The organism is Pseudidiomarina aquimaris (assembly GCF_003987395.1).
GTDB classification, from domain to species: Bacteria; Pseudomonadota; Gammaproteobacteria; order Enterobacterales; family Alteromonadaceae; genus Pseudidiomarina; species Pseudidiomarina aquimaris.
The window spans coordinates 67,656-86,468 of the sequence record NZ_PIPT01000005.1; the positions used below are offsets into that span (position 1 = coordinate 67,656).

The following is an 18,813-nucleotide window of genomic DNA, read 5'->3' on the forward strand; positions in this document are numbered from 1 at the left end:
AAGCCAATGCAAAAACTATGTCTCGTGCTAGCCTTTGTTATTCCCGGTGTCGTGTTCGCACAGGCACCGGTGTCGAAGCTAGGTAGCGGCAGTGTTGAGGAACGTTTAGAGCAGCTCGAGCGGGTTATGGATGCCCGTAACGCTGCGCAAATGGCGCTGCTCGATCAAATGGCGAGTTTACAGGACGAAGTCGCTGACTTACGTGGTAAAACGGAAGAACATGCCTATCAACTCGAACAAATTTTGCAACGGCAACGCGAAATTTATCAGGAAATCGATCGTCGGCTCGCTGCGACGCCTGTGAATGCCGAGCCATCGGTAAGCACAAGCCAGCCTGAAGCAGCGACAGGCGGGGTCGAGTACTCGAGTAACCTTGGTGAAAACGATGCCTATGACAAAGCGATTCGCTTGGTCATGGAAGATCGCCGCTACGATGCTGCCATTCCGGAGTTTCGTGCGTTCATTCAGCAGTTTCCGAACTCAACCTACGTACCTAACGCACATTATTGGTTAGGTCAGCTGTTGTATGCTGAGGGGCAGTTTGATGAAGCGAAGCAGGAGTTCACTGCAGTTGTTGAGCGCTTCCCCGATAGCAACAAGCGCGGTGATAGCATCTTAAAGCTAGGGATTGTCGCGCAACAGCAAGGCGAAAATCAGCTCGCGCGTAGCTACTTCGAGAAGGTTATCAGCGAGTACCCGAATAGCACTCCGGCTGGATTAGCGGAAAAACGTTTAGCAAACTTGTAAAAAGACTGTAGTTTTTTACGCGAAGTGTTCGCTAATTGAGCAAACGCACCGTATATCTGCAATTTGCAGTTGCAACGCGCGGCATTTTAAGTAAACTATGCCGCCGTTGCCGCTGATAAGCAGCAACCGATGAGATTGGGTCGTTAGCTCAGTTGGTAGAGCAGTTGACTTTTAATCAATTGGTCGCAGGTTCGAATCCTGCACGACCCACCAATCTTCTCATCATCCCCTTCTTTTGTCGTGGGTCGTTAGCTCAGTTGGTAGAGCAGTTGACTTTTAATCAATTGGTCGCAGGTTCGAATCCTGCACGACCCACCACGATTTTTTACCCAAGCCTTATTTTGCAGTATACTACGCAAACCTTTTTTGCATGTGGTGAAGTAGCAGCATGAGTATTACGCAAGAGATCCAAGCCCGCGTTATCGATCAACTTGATTATGCGTTTCCGGCTAAACCCAAACCTTTGAACGACACTGAGAAAGCGGCCTATATCGCCCGCATCAAGCAGTTGTTGAAAGAGAAAAATGCGGTCTTAGTCGCGCACTATTACACGGATCCTGAAATTCAGGCATTAGCTGAAGAAACTGGCGGCTGTGTTGCCGACTCTCTCGAGATGGCGCGCTTTGGTGCCAACCATGAAGCCGATACATTAATTGTAGCCGGCGTTAAGTTTATGGGTGAAACCGCAAAGATCCTCACGCCTAACAAGACGGTCCTGATGCCGACTCTAGAAGCGACTTGCTCGCTTGATATTGGCTGTCCTATTGAAGAGTTCTCAGCGTTCTGTGACGCGCACCCTGAGCGTACGGTAGTGGTCTACGCCAATACCTCTGCTGCGGTTAAGGCTCGCGCTGACTGGGTGGTCACGTCAAGCATCGCCTTGGATATCGTAGATCACCTCGATGCCGAAGGCGAGACCATCCTATGGGGTCCTGATAAGCACTTAGGTAACTATATTCGGAAGCAAACCGGTGCCGACATGATCATGTGGCAGGGTGCTTGTGTGGTGCACGATGAATTCAAAACCAAAGCCTTAGAGGACTTGAAAAAGGTCTATCCTGAGGCCGCTATCTTGGTGCATCCTGAATCACCTTCTCAAGTGGTCGAAATGGCCGATGCGGTGGGTTCAACCTCACAATTGATCAAAGCCAGCCAAGAGTTGCCGAATGAAACGTTCATCGTGGCTACGGACCGCGGCATTTTCTACAAAATGCAGCAACTGTCGCCGCACAAGCACTTCATCGAAGCGCCAACAGCGGGGAGCGGGGCAACCTGTCGCAGTTGCGCACATTGTCCGTGGATGGCCATGAATGGTTTGGTAGCGATTGCTGAGGCACTGGAGCATGGTGGGGAGAGCCACGAGATTCACGTGGACCCAGAACTTGCGAAAAAAGCGCTGCGCCCACTCGAGCGCATGCTCAACTTCAAGAAGCAGGCGTAAGCCTTAACGCGGCGTATACGTCGGATGTTGCAGTTGATAGCCGCTTGCACGCAGCAGGCGGTTGCTAATTCTTTTGCTACCCCTTCTACCAATTTCATCACTACGTGGATAGGTCGCTAAGTCGACTCCCAACCGTTCAGCTAAACGGCCATAAGCGTCTTCTTGGCGCAAGGGTTCGTCATCAGAAACCAAGAACAGGGGTTTTTGTTGTTCCGGGTGTTGAATTAAATAACTGATAAAGCCTGCCACGTCGTCCGCGTGAATACGATTGGTCCAAGCGGGAGTGATGGTGGCTTCGCCGGAAATCAACATCTCTGCGAGCCGTGTCCGATTCGGGCCATAAATACCAGAGCAGCGCAGTACGCTGACACGGTCAGCTGCGCTGGTAATCACTTGTTCCGCTTGCAGCAGCATCTTGCCGTAGTGGTCACTTGGCTCAGCAGGTGAAGTTTCATCGACCCATTCGCCTTCGCGTTGGTCATAAACGCCAGTGCTGGAAACGTAGATGATACGCGGATTGAGCCCTTGGCTTTGTAACTGATGTTGCAGCAGCCTACAAGGGAGTACATAGCCGCTAAAGTAAGAATCTTCTTTGCTACGATTCGGCGTTAAAGTGATGACCACCACATCCACATCAGCGTCGATTAAACGCTCAAGATCAGGTGCATTGCCAGCATCCCCTGCAATCAGCTCAATATGGGCGGGATTGCTTTTATTTTCAGGGGTTCTGCACATACCACGCATTTGCGTGACGCCAGCAAACTGTAAAAGCACACTGGTACGCTCGGCGATATCGCCGTAGCCGAGAAAAGCGACTGTTGTCATGCTGCTAACCACACGTCAAGGAATAACATTACCACTAAGCCAACCATCAAACCCGCTGTTGCACGTTGATGGTGACCGCGTCGATGCGTCTCAGGAATAATTTCGTGACTGATCACAAATAGCATAGCACCTGCAGCGAAAACTAGCCCCCACGGCAATAGTACTTGCGATAGATTTACAAAAATACCGCCCACCAGACCACCTAGCGGCTCGATAAGCCCGGTTAATGTTGCCACGACAAAACTCTTCAGGTGACTGTAGCCGACTGCAACCAAGCCGACGGCAACGGCGAGACCTTCAGGTAAGTTTTGCAGGCCAATACCAAGCGCAAGTGAAAATGCCGCATCGGTTTCGCCGCTACCGTACGCGACGCCCACAGCGAGGCCCTCGGGAAAGTTATGAATGGCGATTGCGAAGACGAACAGCCAGACCCCGGCAATTTTCTCTGAAGAGCGTCCTTCTGGCCCTGAAATAAAGTGCTCATGGGGTAGCAGACGGTCCATCACTGCGATTGCAACGGCTCCCAACAGAATACCAAATACGGCAATGAGTGCAGGTGCTGGGCCATCACCATAAAGTTCTTTTGAAATTTCGATTGAGGGCACAATCAAAGAGAAAAAAGAGGCGGCCAACATGACACCTGCGGCGAAGCCTAGCAGTGTGTCATTAAATGATGCAGAGGGTTTACGGCCAAAGATTACCGGTAACGCACCTAATGCGGTAAGGCTACCGGTAATGGTACTTGCGATTAAAGCCGTTAAAACTAACTCCATATCCGCCCCTTTTCGTCATTCAGGAATATTTCAAGCATACCCTAGCTACGTTGAAAAAGGCACTCAAGTTTAGCGATCATCCTCATCGAAAAACATTTCTTCGATAGGTAAGTTAAACAGCCGTGCAAATTTGAACGCCAGTGGCAAACTTGGATCGAATTTATCTTTCTCAATCGCGTTGATGGTCTGTCGTGAGACATCCACCGCCTCAGCAAGGTCTGCTTGCGTCCAATCGCGTTCGGCGCGCAGTACTTTTAGCCGATTTTTCATTGGTATCTCCGGTTCGCAATGATTAACGACAGCAAGTAGGTCAAACTCATAAGAATGAGTAAGTGCGAAAACTCTGCATCGGTGGCAATGAGATTACCTATATCGGCAATGCTATAAGCAAGCCCCGCTATCACGGTGACGCCGAGTGTGATGCCCATCGCTTGTAAGTGAATTTTACGTTGTAGCTCGTCGAGGGCAAGAATGTAGCGTCGGTTGGCTTCGATCATGAGGCCACCGAAGATCAAGTTTACCAGGACAAGACTGATCTTCAGCACGCTATTGTCGTCTTGATATGCGCTTGCAGTGAAGGTTGCTGCGGCTGTCGATAACAGCCAAAGAGCGGTAAAAATTGCCAAGCGAAAGGTCATTTTTTTAGTGTTTTGATAGCTCATATTAACTCCTATAAGTAAAGTAAGCTTTACCTATAGTCGTTCTCAAATAATAATAAGTCAAGTATTATTTACTTTTAGTCAATTAAAGGTGTCTACCCTCTCGGTTTTACCAATCGCCAGGAGCTTCAATACATGGTCGGCGGGGACTTTCGCCTTTTGCTTCGCAGCAGCCAAGTCTTGGCGCGTCTGTTCGATACTTTCGGCGGCAAGTTGATAGGTGCCCCAATGCATCGCATAAGAGCGGGATGCACCGAGGTCATTATGAATTTGCAAAGCTTCGGCGGGGTCGACGTGTTGTGGTTGCATAAACCAGCGTGGCAGGTAAGCGCCGACCGGTATTAGTGCGTCATCGATGTCGGGAAAACGTTGGCCAATCTCCTTAAATTGGTAGGGGTTGTAGCCAGTATCGCCGCCGAACCAGACTTGCCAGTCGCCAATTTGTAGGTGCCAGCTCGCCCACAAGGTCTCGTTTTTGTCCCAGAGGCTGCGTGCCGACCAATGTTGGCTTGGCGTCGCAGTGACCGCCAGCGGACCAAAGTTGGCTTGCTGCCACCAGTCGAATTCGTGCACGCGTTCGCTGCCAATACCTTGTTCACTAAACCACTCGGAGAGGCCCAAGGGAACCATGTAATTAACCGCTGGGCCGAGGCCGGCAATGGTTTCTTCGTCAAGGTGATCATAATGATTATGGCTAATCACCACGACGTCAATCGGTGGCAATTCACTAACGGTTAGCGGTGCTGGGGTTAGGCGCTCTGGTCCCGTAAAGCTTAACGGCGAGGCACGTTCGCTCAAAATTGGGTCGGTCAGAATGGTTAAGCCGCGATATTGCAGCAAAAACGTTGCGTGTCCGAGCCATGTTATTTGGGGGGCGGCTGCGGGCGTTTGAATTGCGCTGAGATCAATCGGCACTTGCGGTACCAAGTTAGGATTGTTCTTCACCTCAGCCAGTTGATCGGCCCATGGGTCATCACCAAACCAGCGCATCATGAAAAAATCAATGGCATTGGTATCTTTCGGTGTGACATGAGGGTTACGATCGGCAAAGCGGCCGGGCGAGCTACATGAGCTCACTCCGACCACAATGATTAAAATAGTTATGAATAAGATCAGCCAGCGCACAAACACCTCCTTTGTGATAACTACGTGGCTGGTCCTCCAATTGGATTAGAAACCTGCTGCGTGACCGTCTTTACGACTTTCAGAAGCGCCATAATAGACATTTTCTTCATGGTTTTTCCAGATCGCTTGGTAGCCGCCGTAAGGGCCGACGGCTTCTTGCAGCGTATGTCCCATTTTAATGAGCTCACGGCGGGTATTCGCAGAAAAACCATTTTCTAAACTCACCACGCCGCCGTCGGTCATCTGTTCACCGGTCGGCTGACTGGAGCCAGAATGAAGGATCCGCGGTGCATCGCCGGCTTCTTGCAAGTTCATACCGAAATCAATCATGTTAATGAGGATTTGCGCGTGCATTTGTGGCTGTGTGGCGCCACCCATTACGCCGTAACTCATCACCGGCTTACCGTCTTTGGTGACAAACGCTGGGATAATGGTGTGGAACGGGCGCTTGCCTGGTTCGAAAACGTTGGCATGGCCTTCTTCAAGGGCGAATAGCTCGCCACGATTCTGCAGGACAAAGCCAAGACCGGTAGGTGTCACACCAGAGCCCATACCACGATAATTACTTTGAATCAGTGAGACCATATTACCAGCTTGGTCGGCGGTGGTCAGATAGATTGTATCGCCTTCTGTTGGCGGGTTGCCGGGTTCTACCGCATTAGCTGCGCGGTTTGGATTGATAAGTTGCGCGCGTTCTTTCGCGTAACCTTTATCGATTAATCCTTCTACCGGAGCTTCGCTAAAGGCAGGGTCGGCATAATATTTAGCGCGATCTTCAAAGGCGAGCTTCTTGGCTTCGACAAAATGGTGGATATACTCAGCGCTATCAAAGCCCATACTGGCTAGATCAAAGTTCTCCAAAATATTCAGGATCTGTTGCGCGGCAATGCCTTGCGTGTTGGGTGGCAACTCCCACAAGTCATAACCACGATAGTTAGTCGAAACTGGCTCGACCCAAGTTGAGGTATGTTCGGCTAAATCATCATAAGATAAAAAGCCACCGTGCTCTGCAACGAAGTCGCCAATGGTCTTCGCAATGTCACCTTTGTAGAAAACATCGCGACCTTCTGTAGCAATTTTCTCGAGCGTGTTGGCGAGGTCTGGGTTGGTAAAGCGTTCGCCTTTTTGTGGTGGTTGGCCATCTTTCATGAACACGTCAGCAAAGCCAGGTTGGTCTTTCAGTACTTCGGCATTGCGCTCAAAGTAGTAGGCAATTACTTCGGTTACCGGAAAGCCTTGGCGAGCATATTCAATAGCTGGAGCTAGCACCTGCGCCATTGGCAACTGGCCAAACTTGTCGTGTAGCTCAAACCAGCCGTCGACCGTGCCGGGCACCGACAATGGCAGCACACCACGCGGTGGAATTGAGCTAAAACCGTTTTGTTTGAAATACTCGAGGGTTAAGCTCTGCGGCGAACGACCTGAAGCATTCAGACCATAAAGCTGTTCAGTTTCGGCGTCCCAGACAATCGCAAACAAATCACCGCCGATACCATTCCCTGTAGGCTCAACCAGCCCAAGCACGGCATTCGCCGCAATCGCTGCATCGATGGCGTTACCGCCTTTTTGCATAATATCCAGCGCAACCTGCGTCGCTAACGGTTGACTGGTCGCTGCCATCGCATTCGGCGCCATAGCCTCTGAGCGAGTGGCAAAATGATGACCGGTAATGCGATCGGCTGCGGCACTGAGGCTACTTGCCAGCGCGAGACTGGTCGCAAGCGTAAAGGAAAGAAGTTTGTTTTGCATGATTGCCTCCTCATGAATGATGTCATTCACTATAACGGGGCAAACAGGGAAATGGAGCAGGACACGACCAATGTCGTCTCCCACTCGATAGTTAGCGTGTCAGGTTATTCTAGGCCAAGAATCCACTCGGCAAGCAGGGTCACTTGCTCATCGCTTAACTGTGACTGCGCCGGCATTGGGATTTGGCCCCATTTGCCTACGCCGCCATTTTTGATGCTGTTTTTCACCTTTGCTAATGCGTCAGCGTCATCAGCATACTTCGCCGCCACGTCTTTATAAGCCGGGCCAACAATCTTGTTATCAACACCATGGCACGCTGTACAAGCGTTTTGCTGCGCTAATTTCTCCGCTTCTTCGTTTGCTTGCACGTTACCGGCAACCAACAAAGCCGCAAGAACTAAAGAACCACCTATTACTTTCTGTAACATACTACGACTCCTTGATGAAAAAACCGTCAGCTTCATGATAACCGAACATAAAATTACTACAACTAATTACGGAGAAAAGGGGAGATTGGATTCACTCGGCCCATCCCCGGGCCTCGCCCTTCGGGCCGCACTGGGGTGCGGTGCAAAACGGCTATCCTGCCGTTTTGTCACTCGGCCCATCCATGGCCTTCACCCTTCGGGCCGCACTGGCGTGCGTTGCAAAACAAAAAAACCGCCACGAGGGCGGTTTTTTAGTATTTGGCGGAGAGAGAGGGATTCGAACCCTCGATACGGGGTTACCGTATACACACTTTCCAGGCGTGCTCCTTCAGCCACTCGGACACCTCTCCAAAAGCGGCGGCAATGATAGGCCATCAAAGGCCCAAAAACAAGAGCGTTGTTCGCGATTCGCTGTTCGCACGCTCACTGCGTGAGCTCTTCGTTTACCGCGTTCTATGTTTATGCTTTTTGTTTCAACGAACAGCAAACAGCGAACAACAAACAACGCTTTTCACTCTTACGACTCAAGTCGAATAGTCAGAATCCTACATTACGCTAAAGTAATTACAACGCAGTAGTGCCAAGGACAAGCCAAATGAACAATTACCCACATGAATACGAGTCTTCGTTACAACAGCCGCAGCGCTTCTGGCTGCAGCAAGCGCGGCGCTTGCATTGGTTTAACGAGCCGAGCGAAATCTTAAGCCAGCGCGACGATGGCACCGCCGATTGGTTTGTCGATGGCGAATTAAATATGGCGTTCTGTGCGCTGGATTATCATGTGGATAATGGTCGCGGTGAGCAGACGGCGCTGATTTATGATTCGCCAGTGACGCAAACAAAGGAGCGTTACAGCTACCGCGAATTGCGTGATCAGGTCGCGCAGTTTGCTGGGTTGTTGAAGAAATATCATGTGAAGAAGGGCGACCGGGTAGTTATTTACATGCCAATGATCCCGCAAGCGGCGATTGCGATGTTGGCTTGTGCGCGCTTAGGCGCGGTGCACTCAGTGGTCTTTGGTGGCTTCGCGCCACATGAGTTGGCGGTGCGTATTGAGGACGCTGAACCGAAGTTAGTGATCACTGCGTCGTGCGGCGTTGAGGTGAATAAGGTTTTGCCTTACAAACCGTTTGTCGATAAGGCGATCGAACTGGCGGAAGTGAAGCCACGCCATGTGGTGGTCTGGCAGCGTGAGATGTGTGAAGCCGAGCTTCAAGCGCCACGGGATGTCGATTGGCAGCAGGCGCTAGCCGAGGTGACGCCGGCCGAGTGCGCGACGATGAAAAGCACGGATCCGCTCTATATCCTCTACACCTCAGGCACCACGGGCAAGCCGAAAGGCGTGGTGCGTGACACCGGTGGTTATGCCACCGCTTTGCGCTATTCGATGAATGTCGTTTATGGCATACAACCTGGCCAAGTGATGTTTACTGCATCCGATGTGGGCTGGGTCGTAGGTCACTCGTATATTGTTTACGGACCTTTATTGGCCGGTGCGACAACGGTGCTGTACGAAGGTAAGCCGGTGCGTACGCCGGATGCTGGCGCGTTTTGGCGGGTCTGTGCAGAGTACGGAGTGAATGTGCTGTTCTCGGCACCGACGGCGTTTCGCGCCATCAAAAAGGAAGATCCTGAGGCGCGGGAGCTAAAACATTTTGATTTGAGCAAACTCGAGCGTATTTACATGGCGGGCGAACGACTTGACCCGCCCACGCTTGAATGGACCCAAGAAGTCACTGGCAAACCCGTCTACGACCACTGGTGGCAAACAGAGTCGGGCTGGCCGATTTGTGCGAACCCGGTCGGTATTGCCGAGTATCCGATTAAACCTGGTTCTTCGACGCTACCGGTACCCGGCTATGATATTCGTATCCTGGCACCGGATAGCAGTGAATTAGATGCCAATGAGCAAGGGGCCGTGGCGATTAAGCTGCCCTTGCCGCCGGGGTGTTTGACCACCATTTGGCGTAATCCTGAACGTTTTGCAGCGGGCTATCTGCGCGAGTTCAAGGGCTATTACAGCAGTGGCGATGGTGGCTACAAAGATGACGATGGCTATGTGTTCATTATGGGACGCACCGACGACGTCATTAACGTCGCAGGGCACCGTTTGTCGACCGGCGAGATGGAAGAGATTTTAGCGATGGACTCTGCGGTCGCTGAGTGCGCTGTCATTGGTGTAAGTGACGACTTAAAAGGGCAGGTCCCTGTCGGTTTGGTGATTGTCAAAGATGGCGTCACTGTTGATGCGCAAGAGCTCAGTGCGCGCTTGGTGCAGCGGGTGCGGGATGAGATTGGAGCGGTGGCTTGTTTACGCCAAATCCATGTCGTGCCGCGTTTACCGAAGACACGTTCAGGTAAGATCCTGCGCCGTTTGTTAAGGCAGTTGGCCGATGGTGATACCCAAGTGAGTATTCCATCGACCATCGATGATCCAAGTTGCGTGGACGAGCTTAAAGAGCAACTGCAGCGTTAGATTTCGTCGGCCGCATCGTTGTGTGACGGCCGCTCTTTTTGTTTTGGCTTGTCCTTTGAAGACTTCGCCGAGACCTTGCCTTGTGCCACGTGTACGGCGTCGTCTGCGTGCCAACTCTTGATGTGCAGATCGCGCTGTGGGAATGGGATCTCGATATTGTTTTCGACCAATGCGGTATGAATTTCCCAGATAAAGGCCGCATTCACAGCTCCGGGGCGATTTACCGCTTCTGGTTTCAGCCAGACCACCAGCTCAAAATTGAGGCTGCTTTCGCCGAATTCCACCAGCCACACCTGCGGCGGTCGGTGAGATTCGTCATTGAGGGTGTGCGGGACACGATCGGCCGCCTCAAGCACGGCTTTTTTGACCAATTCTTTATCCGTACCATAGGCGACCCCGAAAGGGACTTTTATGCGACGGTAGGTGTCGCGCATCGTCCAGTTGGTGACGCGTCCAGCGACGAATTCCGAATTTGGCACAACGATGTCGATATTATCGTTCGTTGTAATGATGGTACTGCGGATATTTATTTCTTTCACTTCGCCCGTGACACCGGACTCGAGTTCAACAAAGTCACCGACTTTGAGGGTTTTGTCGAACAGTAAGATAATACCCGCGCTGAAGTTACTGATAAGCGTTTGTAGGCCGAAACCGACGCCGATACCTAAGGCACTGGCGAAGATCGCAAACTTGGTCAAGTCGATACCTATGGAGGCAACGGCGACCAAAAAGCCCACCAGCAATATGATGTAGTGGGTGATGCGTTTCAGTGCATACAACGACGACCGCGAGAAGCTGCTGCGCATATCACCGTAGCGCTGCAAGGCTTTCTGCACAACCAGTGAAACAATATAGGTTGCGACCAGGATCGCCAGAAAGCGAAACACGGAGCCATAGGTAATGGCGGTTTCGCCTACGCTAAAAAGTTCGTTTTCGAGCCAGTGGAAAGCTTCGGAAATTGCCGACACCACCGTATCGATGGTGCCTTTTGCTTGTTCGGTTGCGGGACTGCTCACATTTGTGCCTGCAGATAAAGCTCCAATCCTAAGCGGTCAATCAATTCAAGTTGCTGCCGCAGCCAATAGGCGTGATCTTCTTCGGTATCGCGAAGGATACCTACGAGCATGTCGCGCGTCACGAAGTCGCCTGCTTGTTCACAAAAATCGATAACTTCGCGTAACGTCTTGGCGTTATTTCGCTCTAGCTCGAGGTCATTCGCCAACATGGTCGGCACGTCGTCAGCGATGGTGTGCTTTTCGCGTCCATCCATATCGGGTCGGCCGCCGAGAAAAAGCATGCGACGGATCAGTAAATCCGCGTGACCGCGTTCATCATCGATTTCGTGGTTGATACGCTCATACAGCTTATCGAGACCCATGTCTTCGTAGCGACGCGAGTGCGCGGTGTATTGATCGATAGAGGTTAATTCAAACGCCAACAAACGGTTGAGCTGCTTCACCACAGCTGCGCTATCTAAGGTCATATTAGGACTCCTTGTGCAGTTTGGTTTGCAGGTAGGTATTCGCACCAAGGTGCGTGATCAGATCAAGCTGAGTTTCTAGCCAATCTAAATGCTCTTCTTGCTGCTCAAGAATTTCTGCCAGCATGTCGCGGCTGACATAATCCTGCTGCTTTTCGCATTGGGCGATGGCATCGCGAATCGCTTCAACGTCGGCCAGTTGAATTTTATGGTCGAGTTGCAACATTTCACGCGGATCTTCGCCGATGTAGAGCTTACTCAGATCTTGTAAGTTGGGAATGCCACCTAAAAACAATAGCCGCTCGATGATGTCATCGGCGTGCTTCATTTCTTCGATAGACGCTTTGTAAATCGTGTGGTTAAGCGCCTCGAAACCCCAGTTTTTGTACATGCGTGCATGCAAAAAATACTGGTTAATGGCGGTCAATTTTCGGGTAAGAATTCGATTAAGTTCTTGAAGAACTTTGGGTTCGCCTCGCATGAACTACTCCTAACCTAGGTAATTTTAAAACCTAGCTTAAGTGTAGCACACGTCCGTTGGCAACAAGGTTTCGTCCAAAAAGCGCTTATTTCTTTCTTTCACGGCGTCGGTAAGCACCTCTTTTGCGCAGCTTTTACAGCAGCCGCACTGCGATGCAACACCATATTGCTGGCGGAGTTCACGCATCGTGCTGACACCTTCATCGTGCACTGCACGCTGAATGGTTTTGTCAGTGACACCTTTACAAAGACAAACGTACATAGAGACCTCGTTTAGAACTTGGCCTAAATATTAATACAAATACGAATGATTCGCAACAGTGTTGTTTGTTTTGTCGCCAGCTTTACAATGAAATAATGATCAAGATCACGTGGAGGGCAACCACGGTAAAAGTGAGTCGATTGCGCAACTCTAGGTACCAAAGCTGCTCCGCCAAGTGGCGCTTTTCAAAGTTAAGCCAGAATAAGTGGGTGAGCGCGAGAACAGTCAGCATGGTTAGTGGTGAGACCCAGACACCGGCGAAAAAAAGCAGGATACCGATAATGCTCGGTACCATGCTCCACTTCAGGGCACGGGAGGGACTGCCTTCACTTTGCATGGCAACGCCCCAATGTACGCCGCCCAAAAAGCTCAATATCAAGGCACTATAAATAACGAAAAGGCGTATCGCATGGTCGCCATAGACATCTAACAGCCCACCCAAGGTGAAGGCGAGAAAGGGTAAGAGTCCTGCGTAACCCAGCCGTTGTGCGGTTGAAATAGCCTTTTCGTCAATCATTTAAAATCCCGTTTTCAGTAGGTAAAGCGTATAGGCAGTATAACAAAGCAATAGTACGATACCGTGGATTCGGTTCAATCGTGTAGGACGATTGATACGGAAGCTGAATATCGCAAGTAGGAGCGTCAGTACCGTCATCGCTAACCAATCACGACTGAGCACTAACGGCTCAAGGCTGATTGGTTGAATCGCACCGGCAATACCTACCACGGCGAGAATATTAAACATATTTGAGCCGATAACATTACCGAAGGCCAAGTCATGCTCGTTTTTACGCACCGCCGCGATAGCCGAGGCGAGTTCCGGTAATGAGGTGCCAATCGCAACGACGGTAAGACCAATAACGAGATCACTAACGCCGAGCGCAACGGCGATATCAACGGCGCCCCAAACGAGTAAGCGAGAGCTAAGCACCAGTAGCACCAGCCCGATCACCAACCAGATAATGGCTTTACCCAGTGGCATTTGATTTTCTTTCAGCTCTTGGTCGTATTCGCCGGCGAGCACATCGTCTTTGCCTTTCATTCCCTGATAGATACTCCAGCCCATGTAGGCTGCGAAGATGGCTAAAATCATCCAGGCTTCGGCCGAAGTAATCGTGAGGTCATACAAAGGAATCGCCATGAGTAACGTGATAGCAATCAAGATAGGCATCTCACGTTTCAGAACTTGGCTACTTACGGCGATAGGCGCAAGCACTGCGGTGATACCCAGCACTAAGGCAATGTTGGTAATACTCGAGCCGAAGGCGTTACCCAACGCGAGGCCCGGATTTCCTTGCAACGAGGCCAAGGCAGAAACCACCATCTCTGGCGCTGAAGTTCCAAAGCCGATAATCACCATTCCGATCAGCAAGGGCGGCATCCCGAGGTGGGTGGCCGTTGCGGCGGCGCCGTCAACGAAACGGTCAGCACTCCAAACCAGCAGGGCAAGACCCAAAACTACAGCGACAACAGCAAGTAACATTACAGATCCTTTTTGATGAGGTTCACTTAATTGCCTGCTATTGTAACCCTAAAGCAAAAATTATTGCAGTGAGCGCAAGGGAGGAATTTATATGGCCGATGAAAAACGAGCTCAACGTCCAGACTTTATGATTGATAGTTGGGATTTCTCTAGCCATCCGGCACAACCCATTACGCACGACCTACAGGGCGCGCCTCAACGTTGGTTTCATATTCAACGTGATTTGCCGGGTATTGAGGCGTGGTTGTCGGCTTCAGGGATCCCTGCGCCGCTTATTGATGCGGTGTTAGAAGAGGATACTCGGCCTCGATTTGAGCGTAACGACGATGGCTTCTTGCTAATTTTACGCGGGGTCAATTTAGCCGAAGGTGAACGGCCTGAAGACATGCTCAGTTTGCGCATCTTGTATTACAAGGGTGCTATTTACAGCTTTCGGAAACGGGCTATTCGCTCGGTTGGAGTGATTCGAGAACGCCTCCAGCGGCAGGAGGGGCCTGAGTCGCTGAATGACTTTCTCGTCACGCTTATCGAGGAGATGAACAATCGTCTCGAAGAGCTGCTTGATGTCATCGAGGATGAGATGGAGTTGCTGGAGGACGATGATCGTGGCACGACCGCGGAGCGACAACGGCAGCTTACAGCATTACACCGTCGCATGTTGCGACTGGTTCGCTTCGTACGGCCGCAGTTGACGGCACTCGAACGCCTGGGTGTTGATGCGCCGAAGTGGCTGGAGCCCGACAATGTGCAGTGGTTAATCAACGAACGCGATGCGATTCAGCGCGAGCTTGAGTCGCTGGAGATGTTATTGGAGCAAGTCTGGATGCTGCGCGAGCACTTGCAGCAAGAAGTCGCGGAAAAGATGAATCGCAATACTTATTGGTTATCCATGGTCGCTGGGGTGTTCCTACCCATCAGCTTTTTGACTGGGGTTTTCGGCATCAATATTGGTGGCATGCCGGGCGTTGAGCATGCCAATGCGTTTTGGATTTTTTGTGGCGCCTTGGGTGTGATCGCTGTGGTCGAGTTTTTGCTACTACGCCGTTTGCGCTTTTGGTAACACCGGGCGAAACGCTGGCGCTTGACTGTGAAAACCGGGTAGTTCGCAGTGATCTGCTGCGAACACCACGAGGTGGTCAAAGTCGGGGCGCAAGCCGATTTCGGTGCCGACTTCGAGTTGTTCATGGGAGGCACTTAAGGTCAGCACTTCGACACCACTGACCAGCTCAACACTGTAGAGATTATGGGCGCCGCGAAAACCGCGAGCTTTGATAGTGCCGCGCAGACGTGACTCAGGGTCGGGCACCAGATCATCTGGGCGCACCAAGAAACTCACCGGCGTACCGCCCTCGACGTTGGCCAAGCTGGGATGCTCCAGCATCCCTAGTGGCGATGCCATACTGCCAGCGGAATTAACGGTGCCTTGCAGTAACACGCCGTGCCCAATAAAGTCCGCGACCATCTGATGACGCGGCTGATGGTACAGTTGATAAGGCGTGTCCCATTGCAATAACTCACCTTGGTACATCACTCCAGCTTTGTCCGCCATAGCAAAGGCTTCTTGCTGATCATGTGTGACGAGCAGGGCGGTAATTTGCTCTTTTTTCAAGAGTTCGCGCACTTCCACCGCTAAGCGTTCACGTAATTCCGCATCGAGGCTAGAAAAGGGCTCGTCAAGCAACAGCAGGCGTGGGCGTGGCGCAAGTGCGCGCGCAAGGGCGATGCGTTGTTGTTGACCCCCCGAGAGTTCGTGGGGATAACGCTTCTGATAGCCCGGCAAGCCAATACGGTCGAGTAACTCATCGACGCGTTGAATTTTTTCTTTGCTACTTGCGTCGCGCATGCCGAAGCTAATGTTATCGGCGACATTGAGGTGCGGAAACAAGGCAAAGTCTTGGAACACCATACCGATGCCGCGCTGTTCAGGCGCTTGCGTGAAAGCAGGTGCTGAAACCGTTTTCTCGGCCAGACTAATGCTACCGGCCGCAACCTGTTGAAAACCAGCTATCGCGCGCAACAAAGTGGTTTTTCCGCAGCCACTTGGGCCGAGTAAACAACCAATTTCGCCTGCTGCGAGCTGCACCGATACGCCGCGTACAATCGCATTCTGACCAAGATGTACATGTAGATGATCAAGCTGTAACAGGGACAAAGTCTTGCTCCTTCAGGGCATTCTGTTGCGATTTTAGCATAGCCCGAGACAGTAAAATAACCGGGATCAAACCAACTAAGACCATCATGAGTGCAGGTGGTCCGGCATCTGCAAGGCGTTCATCGCCGGCCATTTCATAGGCGCGCACGGCCAGCGTATTAAAGTCGAATGGGCGTAACACTAGGGTCGCAGGTAGTTCTTTTAAAACATCGACACCGACGAGAATAATCGCTGTGAGCACGCTTGGGCGCAATAGCGGTAGGTGGATTAAACGCAATACCTGCATTGGTCTATAGCCATGAATTCTAGCTGCTTCATCCATACTCGGACGAATTTCTGCTAAACCTGCTTGAACGGTTTGCAAAGCGACACTGAGAAAGCGCACCGCGTAGGCGAACAGCAACGCAAAGAGCGTGCCAGACAACAAGAGGCCGGGATTATAATCGAACCAGCGTTTGCTCAGGTCAATGATAACGCCATCGACTGAAGTGAGCAGGACGAGAAGGCCGACGGCGATGACAAGCCCGGGAATGGCATACCCTAAACCGGCGAAAGCGACACTACTGCGCACCGCACGGGTAGGGACTTGCCGGCGGCCATAGGCGAGCCATAAGGCCAGCATCACTACCAGCAAGGCGGCAACAAAGGCGAGGGCGAAACTATTCCAAGTTAACTGCCAAAAGTCACCGGTGGTCCACACTTCCCACCGCTCAATTGACCAAGCTGCGAGTTGCAACGCTGGTAAGAGGAAACCAAAGATGAGCGGCAGCCAGCAAGCGATACTGGCGAGCCAGGCTTTACCACCGCGTAATTCAAAAGGTGTCGCCGGACGTGGATTACGTTGGTCGTAACGCGCCTTTTTACGCGACCAACGTTCAAGCAAAATAAGACTAATCACAGCTGCCAACAGCAGGCCGGCAAGTTGCAGCGCCCCCGTTAAGTCACCGAGCCCATACCAAGTGCGAAAAATACCCGTGGTAAACGTCGTGACGCCAAAATATTGCACCGTTCCGTAATCCGCCAGCGTTTCCATGAGGGCCAGGGTGGTACCGGTAACAATGGCCGGTCGCGCGAGTGGCAAGGCGATCCGTACAAAACACTGCCATGGGGTTAAACCAAGACTGCGGCCGGCTTCGAGGGTGGTTGCCGACTGCTGTAAAAAAGTAGCGCGGGTGATCAGGTAGACATACGGGAAAAGGACCAAACTCAGGACGACAATAGCGCCGCCAAGACTACGAATTTGTGGGAACCAATAGTCGCCATAGCTCCAGCCAAAGACTGAGCGCAGCGTGTCTTGCACAGGGCCACTGTAATCAAGCATTCCCGTATAGGTGTATGCCGTAATATAGGCGGGCATGGCCAACGGCAGAAGCAGTGCCCAACTCAGTATTTTTTGGCCTGGGAAACGACAACTTGTGGTTAACCAAGCGGTACTTACACCTAGGGTGATCACCCCGACCGCGACGCCTAACATGAGCCAAAGGGAATGGCTGACATACTCTGGGATGACGGTGCGCCAAAGGTGGCCGATGGTAGTGTAGTCGCCACCAACGAGCAGTTCGATTAAGGCGAAGACAACAACAAAAAGTGGAAGCCCCAGCACTAATGCTGAGGCTACCAATGAGAGTTGTCGACCGCGTGCTTGCATTAACGCCAGCCAGCGCGGTTCATTAATTTAACGGCAGCGGCGTTGTTTTCACCGAGATAGCGCATATCGATTGTATCCATTTTAAACTCGCCCCAATTTTGTAGGCGTTCACTCCATTCGACGCCGGTCACTGCAGGGTACTCATTGTTGGTTGCAGCGTACCATTTTTGCGCTTCTTCAGATAGCAAGAAATCGATTAACTGTTGTGCTTCGTCGGTGTTTTTCGCGTATTTGGTTAAGCCAATACCTGACACGTTGACGTGCGTACCAAAACCATCTTGGTTGGGCCAAAAAATCGCAACTTTGCTCGCTGCTTCACGTTCGTCTGCGTCGCTCGAGGCTTCCATTAAGCCGAGGTAATAGGTGTTGGCGACAGCGATATCACAGACACCAGCGGCCACAGCTTTGATTTGGTCACGGTCACCGCCAACGGGTGGTTTCGCTAGATTACTGACCAGACCTTCCGCCCAAGCTTCGGTTTTCTCGGTACCCCAATGCTCCAATAACGCTGCTGTGAGCGACTGATTGTAGATGTTGTCTGAGGAACGAATACAGAGATTGTTGTCCCAACGTGCTGCGGCAAGATCTTCGTAACCATTCAATTCGCTTGGGTCGACACGGTCTTTCGCATAAAAAATAGGGCGGGCGCGGAGGCTTAAGCCAATCCATAGGTTGTCACTTCCGTGCAAGTGGCTTGGTACCTTTGCTAGCACGTCATTATCAGTGATAGGTTGGAAAATACCGGCTGTGGCCGCACGATGAAGATTACCAGCGTCGACGGTTAGAAATAAGTCGGCTGGGCTGTTTTCACCCTCATTTTGCAGGCGCGCAAGTAAAGCGTCGCCACCACCGGTTAAAAGACGAACTTCAATACCGGTTTTCGCCGTGAATTGCTCTAAAACTGGTTTTATAAGTGCTTCTTTTCGCGCAGAATACACGTTAACCGTTGCCGCATGGGCAATGCTGGCGGTTAATGCTAAAGTGATAGCACTGAATGAAACAAGTTTTTTCATGTTTGCTAATCTCATAATGTGAGAACCTCGTAGTAAGTCAGACCCTAACGGGCGAGCATTTGACTGTCGATG

At 51.4% G+C, this 18,813-nt stretch carries 20 protein-coding genes and 3 tRNA genes; 6 read left to right on the forward strand and 17 right to left on the reverse strand.

The features are described 5' to 3' along the window. The first annotated feature begins 6 nt into the window (after window positions 1-6). The 4 genes from ybgF to nadA all read left to right on the forward strand — a co-directional run bounded on the left by ybgF (window position 7) and on the right by nadA (window position 2,188). Window positions 7-747 carry a tol-pal system protein YbgF gene (gene ybgF, locus CWE21_RS07335; RefSeq protein ID WP_126833803.1) on the forward strand — a complete coding sequence of 247 codons (741 nt, stop codon included), beginning with the start codon at window positions 7-9 and terminating at the stop codon, window positions 745-747. A 137-nt stretch (window positions 748-884) separates the two neighbouring features. Then, window positions 885-960, forward strand: a tRNA-Lys gene (locus CWE21_RS07340). Window positions 961-989: 29 nt separating this feature from the next. Next, window positions 990-1,065: transfer RNA gene (locus tag CWE21_RS07345), tRNA-Lys, on the forward strand. A gap of 70 nt (window positions 1,066-1,135) precedes the next feature. Further along, complete coding sequence (gene nadA, locus CWE21_RS07350) at window positions 1,136-2,188, forward strand: quinolinate synthase NadA (RefSeq protein WP_126833804.1); 1,053 nt, start codon at window positions 1,136-1,138, stop codon at window positions 2,186-2,188. A gap of 3 nt (window positions 2,189-2,191) precedes the next feature. On the opposite strand, the gene CWE21_RS07355 is transcribed toward nadA, so the two are convergent. From CWE21_RS07355 to CWE21_RS07390, 8 genes are all read right to left on the reverse strand, one after another. Continuing rightward, the gene (locus CWE21_RS07355; protein ID WP_126833805.1) at window positions 2,192-3,013 is read right to left on the reverse strand and encodes an NAD(P)H-binding protein; all 822 of its coding nucleotides are present in this window, start codon (window positions 3,011-3,013) and stop codon (window positions 2,192-2,194) included. Then, window positions 3,010-3,786 carry a ZIP family metal transporter gene (locus CWE21_RS07360; protein ID WP_126833806.1) on the reverse strand — a complete coding sequence of 259 codons (777 nt, stop codon included), beginning with the start codon at window positions 3,784-3,786 and terminating at the stop codon, window positions 3,010-3,012. The genes CWE21_RS07355 and CWE21_RS07360 overlap by 4 nt, the downstream gene beginning before the upstream one ends. A gap of 69 nt (window positions 3,787-3,855) precedes the next feature. Further along, a complete protein-coding gene (locus tag CWE21_RS07365; RefSeq protein ID WP_126833807.1) occupies window positions 3,856-4,056 on the reverse strand; it encodes a helix-turn-helix transcriptional regulator in 201 nt (66 codons plus the stop codon). Continuing rightward, entirely contained in the window at window positions 4,053-4,448 is a 396-nt protein-coding gene (locus CWE21_RS07370) for a hypothetical protein (RefSeq protein WP_126833808.1), read from the reverse strand. Before CWE21_RS07370 ends, CWE21_RS07365 begins: the two co-directional genes overlap by 4 nt. Window positions 4,449-4,526: 78 nt before the next feature. Then, window positions 4,527-5,570, reverse strand: coding sequence for an MBL fold metallo-hydrolase (locus tag CWE21_RS07375; protein WP_126833809.1), 1,044 nt, complete (start codon window positions 5,568-5,570; stop codon window positions 4,527-4,529). Window positions 5,571-5,615: 45 nt separating this feature from the next. Further along, window positions 5,616-7,319 carry a gamma-glutamyltransferase gene (gene ggt / locus CWE21_RS07380; RefSeq protein ID WP_126833810.1) on the reverse strand — a complete coding sequence of 568 codons (1,704 nt, stop codon included), beginning with the start codon at window positions 7,317-7,319 and terminating at the stop codon, window positions 5,616-5,618. A 104-nt stretch (window positions 7,320-7,423) separates the two neighbouring features. Beyond that, complete coding sequence (locus CWE21_RS07385) at window positions 7,424-7,747, reverse strand: c-type cytochrome (protein WP_126833811.1); 324 nt, start codon at window positions 7,745-7,747, stop codon at window positions 7,424-7,426. A gap of 259 nt (window positions 7,748-8,006) precedes the next feature. After that, window positions 8,007-8,097 (reverse strand) — tRNA-Ser (locus tag CWE21_RS07390). A gap of 245 nt (window positions 8,098-8,342) precedes the next feature. On the opposite strand from CWE21_RS07390, the gene CWE21_RS07395 reads away from it, so the two are divergent. Further along, the gene (locus CWE21_RS07395) at window positions 8,343-10,223 is read left to right on the forward strand and encodes an acetate--CoA ligase (protein WP_126833812.1); all 1,881 of its coding nucleotides are present in this window, start codon (window positions 8,343-8,345) and stop codon (window positions 10,221-10,223) included. Here CWE21_RS07395 and CWE21_RS07400 read toward each other — a convergent pair. The 6 genes from CWE21_RS07400 to CWE21_RS07425 form a co-directional block, all read right to left on the reverse strand. Next, entirely contained in the window at window positions 10,220-11,239 is a 1,020-nt protein-coding gene (locus CWE21_RS07400; protein WP_241970246.1) for a mechanosensitive ion channel family protein, read from the reverse strand. The genes CWE21_RS07395 and CWE21_RS07400 overlap by 4 nt on opposite strands. Next, the gene (bfr, locus tag CWE21_RS07405; RefSeq protein WP_126833813.1) at window positions 11,236-11,706 is read right to left on the reverse strand and encodes a bacterioferritin; all 471 of its coding nucleotides are present in this window, start codon (window positions 11,704-11,706) and stop codon (window positions 11,236-11,238) included. The genes CWE21_RS07400 and bfr (CWE21_RS07405) overlap by 4 nt, the downstream gene beginning before the upstream one ends. Before the next feature lies 1 nt (window position 11,707). Next, complete coding sequence (gene bfr, locus CWE21_RS07410; RefSeq protein ID WP_126833814.1) at window positions 11,708-12,184, reverse strand: bacterioferritin; 477 nt, start codon at window positions 12,182-12,184, stop codon at window positions 11,708-11,710. 36 nt (window positions 12,185-12,220) lie between these two features. After that, complete coding sequence (locus tag CWE21_RS07415) at window positions 12,221-12,445, reverse strand: bacterioferritin-associated ferredoxin (protein ID WP_126833815.1); 225 nt, start codon at window positions 12,443-12,445, stop codon at window positions 12,221-12,223. Between the two features lie 82 nt (window positions 12,446-12,527). Further along, a complete protein-coding gene (locus CWE21_RS07420) occupies window positions 12,528-12,962 on the reverse strand; it encodes a DUF3429 domain-containing protein (protein WP_126833816.1) in 435 nt (144 codons plus the stop codon). Then, window positions 12,963-13,928 carry a calcium/sodium antiporter gene (locus CWE21_RS07425; RefSeq protein WP_126833817.1) on the reverse strand — a complete coding sequence of 322 codons (966 nt, stop codon included), beginning with the start codon at window positions 13,926-13,928 and terminating at the stop codon, window positions 12,963-12,965. 91 nt (window positions 13,929-14,019) lie between these two features. Here CWE21_RS07425 and CWE21_RS07430 point away from each other — a divergent pair, with 91 nt between their 5' ends. Further along, complete coding sequence (locus CWE21_RS07430; RefSeq protein ID WP_126833818.1) at window positions 14,020-14,988, forward strand: CorA family divalent cation transporter; 969 nt, start codon at window positions 14,020-14,022, stop codon at window positions 14,986-14,988. Here the strand turns inward: CWE21_RS07430 and CWE21_RS07435 are convergent. Genes CWE21_RS07435 through CWE21_RS07445 form a run of 3 tightly spaced genes read right to left on the reverse strand, consistent with a single transcriptional unit; the run spans window position 14,965 to window position 18,741 of the window. Further along, window positions 14,965-16,074, reverse strand: coding sequence for an ABC transporter ATP-binding protein (locus tag CWE21_RS07435; RefSeq protein WP_126833966.1), 1,110 nt, complete (start codon window positions 16,072-16,074; stop codon window positions 14,965-14,967). The genes CWE21_RS07430 and CWE21_RS07435 overlap by 24 nt on opposite strands. Next, complete coding sequence (locus CWE21_RS07440; protein ID WP_126833819.1) at window positions 16,061-17,728, reverse strand: ABC transporter permease; 1,668 nt, start codon at window positions 17,726-17,728, stop codon at window positions 16,061-16,063. Before CWE21_RS07440 ends, CWE21_RS07435 begins: the two co-directional genes overlap by 14 nt. Continuing rightward, on the reverse strand, window positions 17,728-18,741 hold the full coding sequence (locus CWE21_RS07445; RefSeq protein ID WP_126833820.1) for a Fe(3+) ABC transporter substrate-binding protein: 1,014 nt from the start codon (window positions 18,739-18,741) through the stop codon (window positions 17,728-17,730). Before CWE21_RS07445 ends, CWE21_RS07440 begins: the two co-directional genes overlap by 1 nt. Window positions 18,742-18,813: the final 72 nt, after the last annotated feature.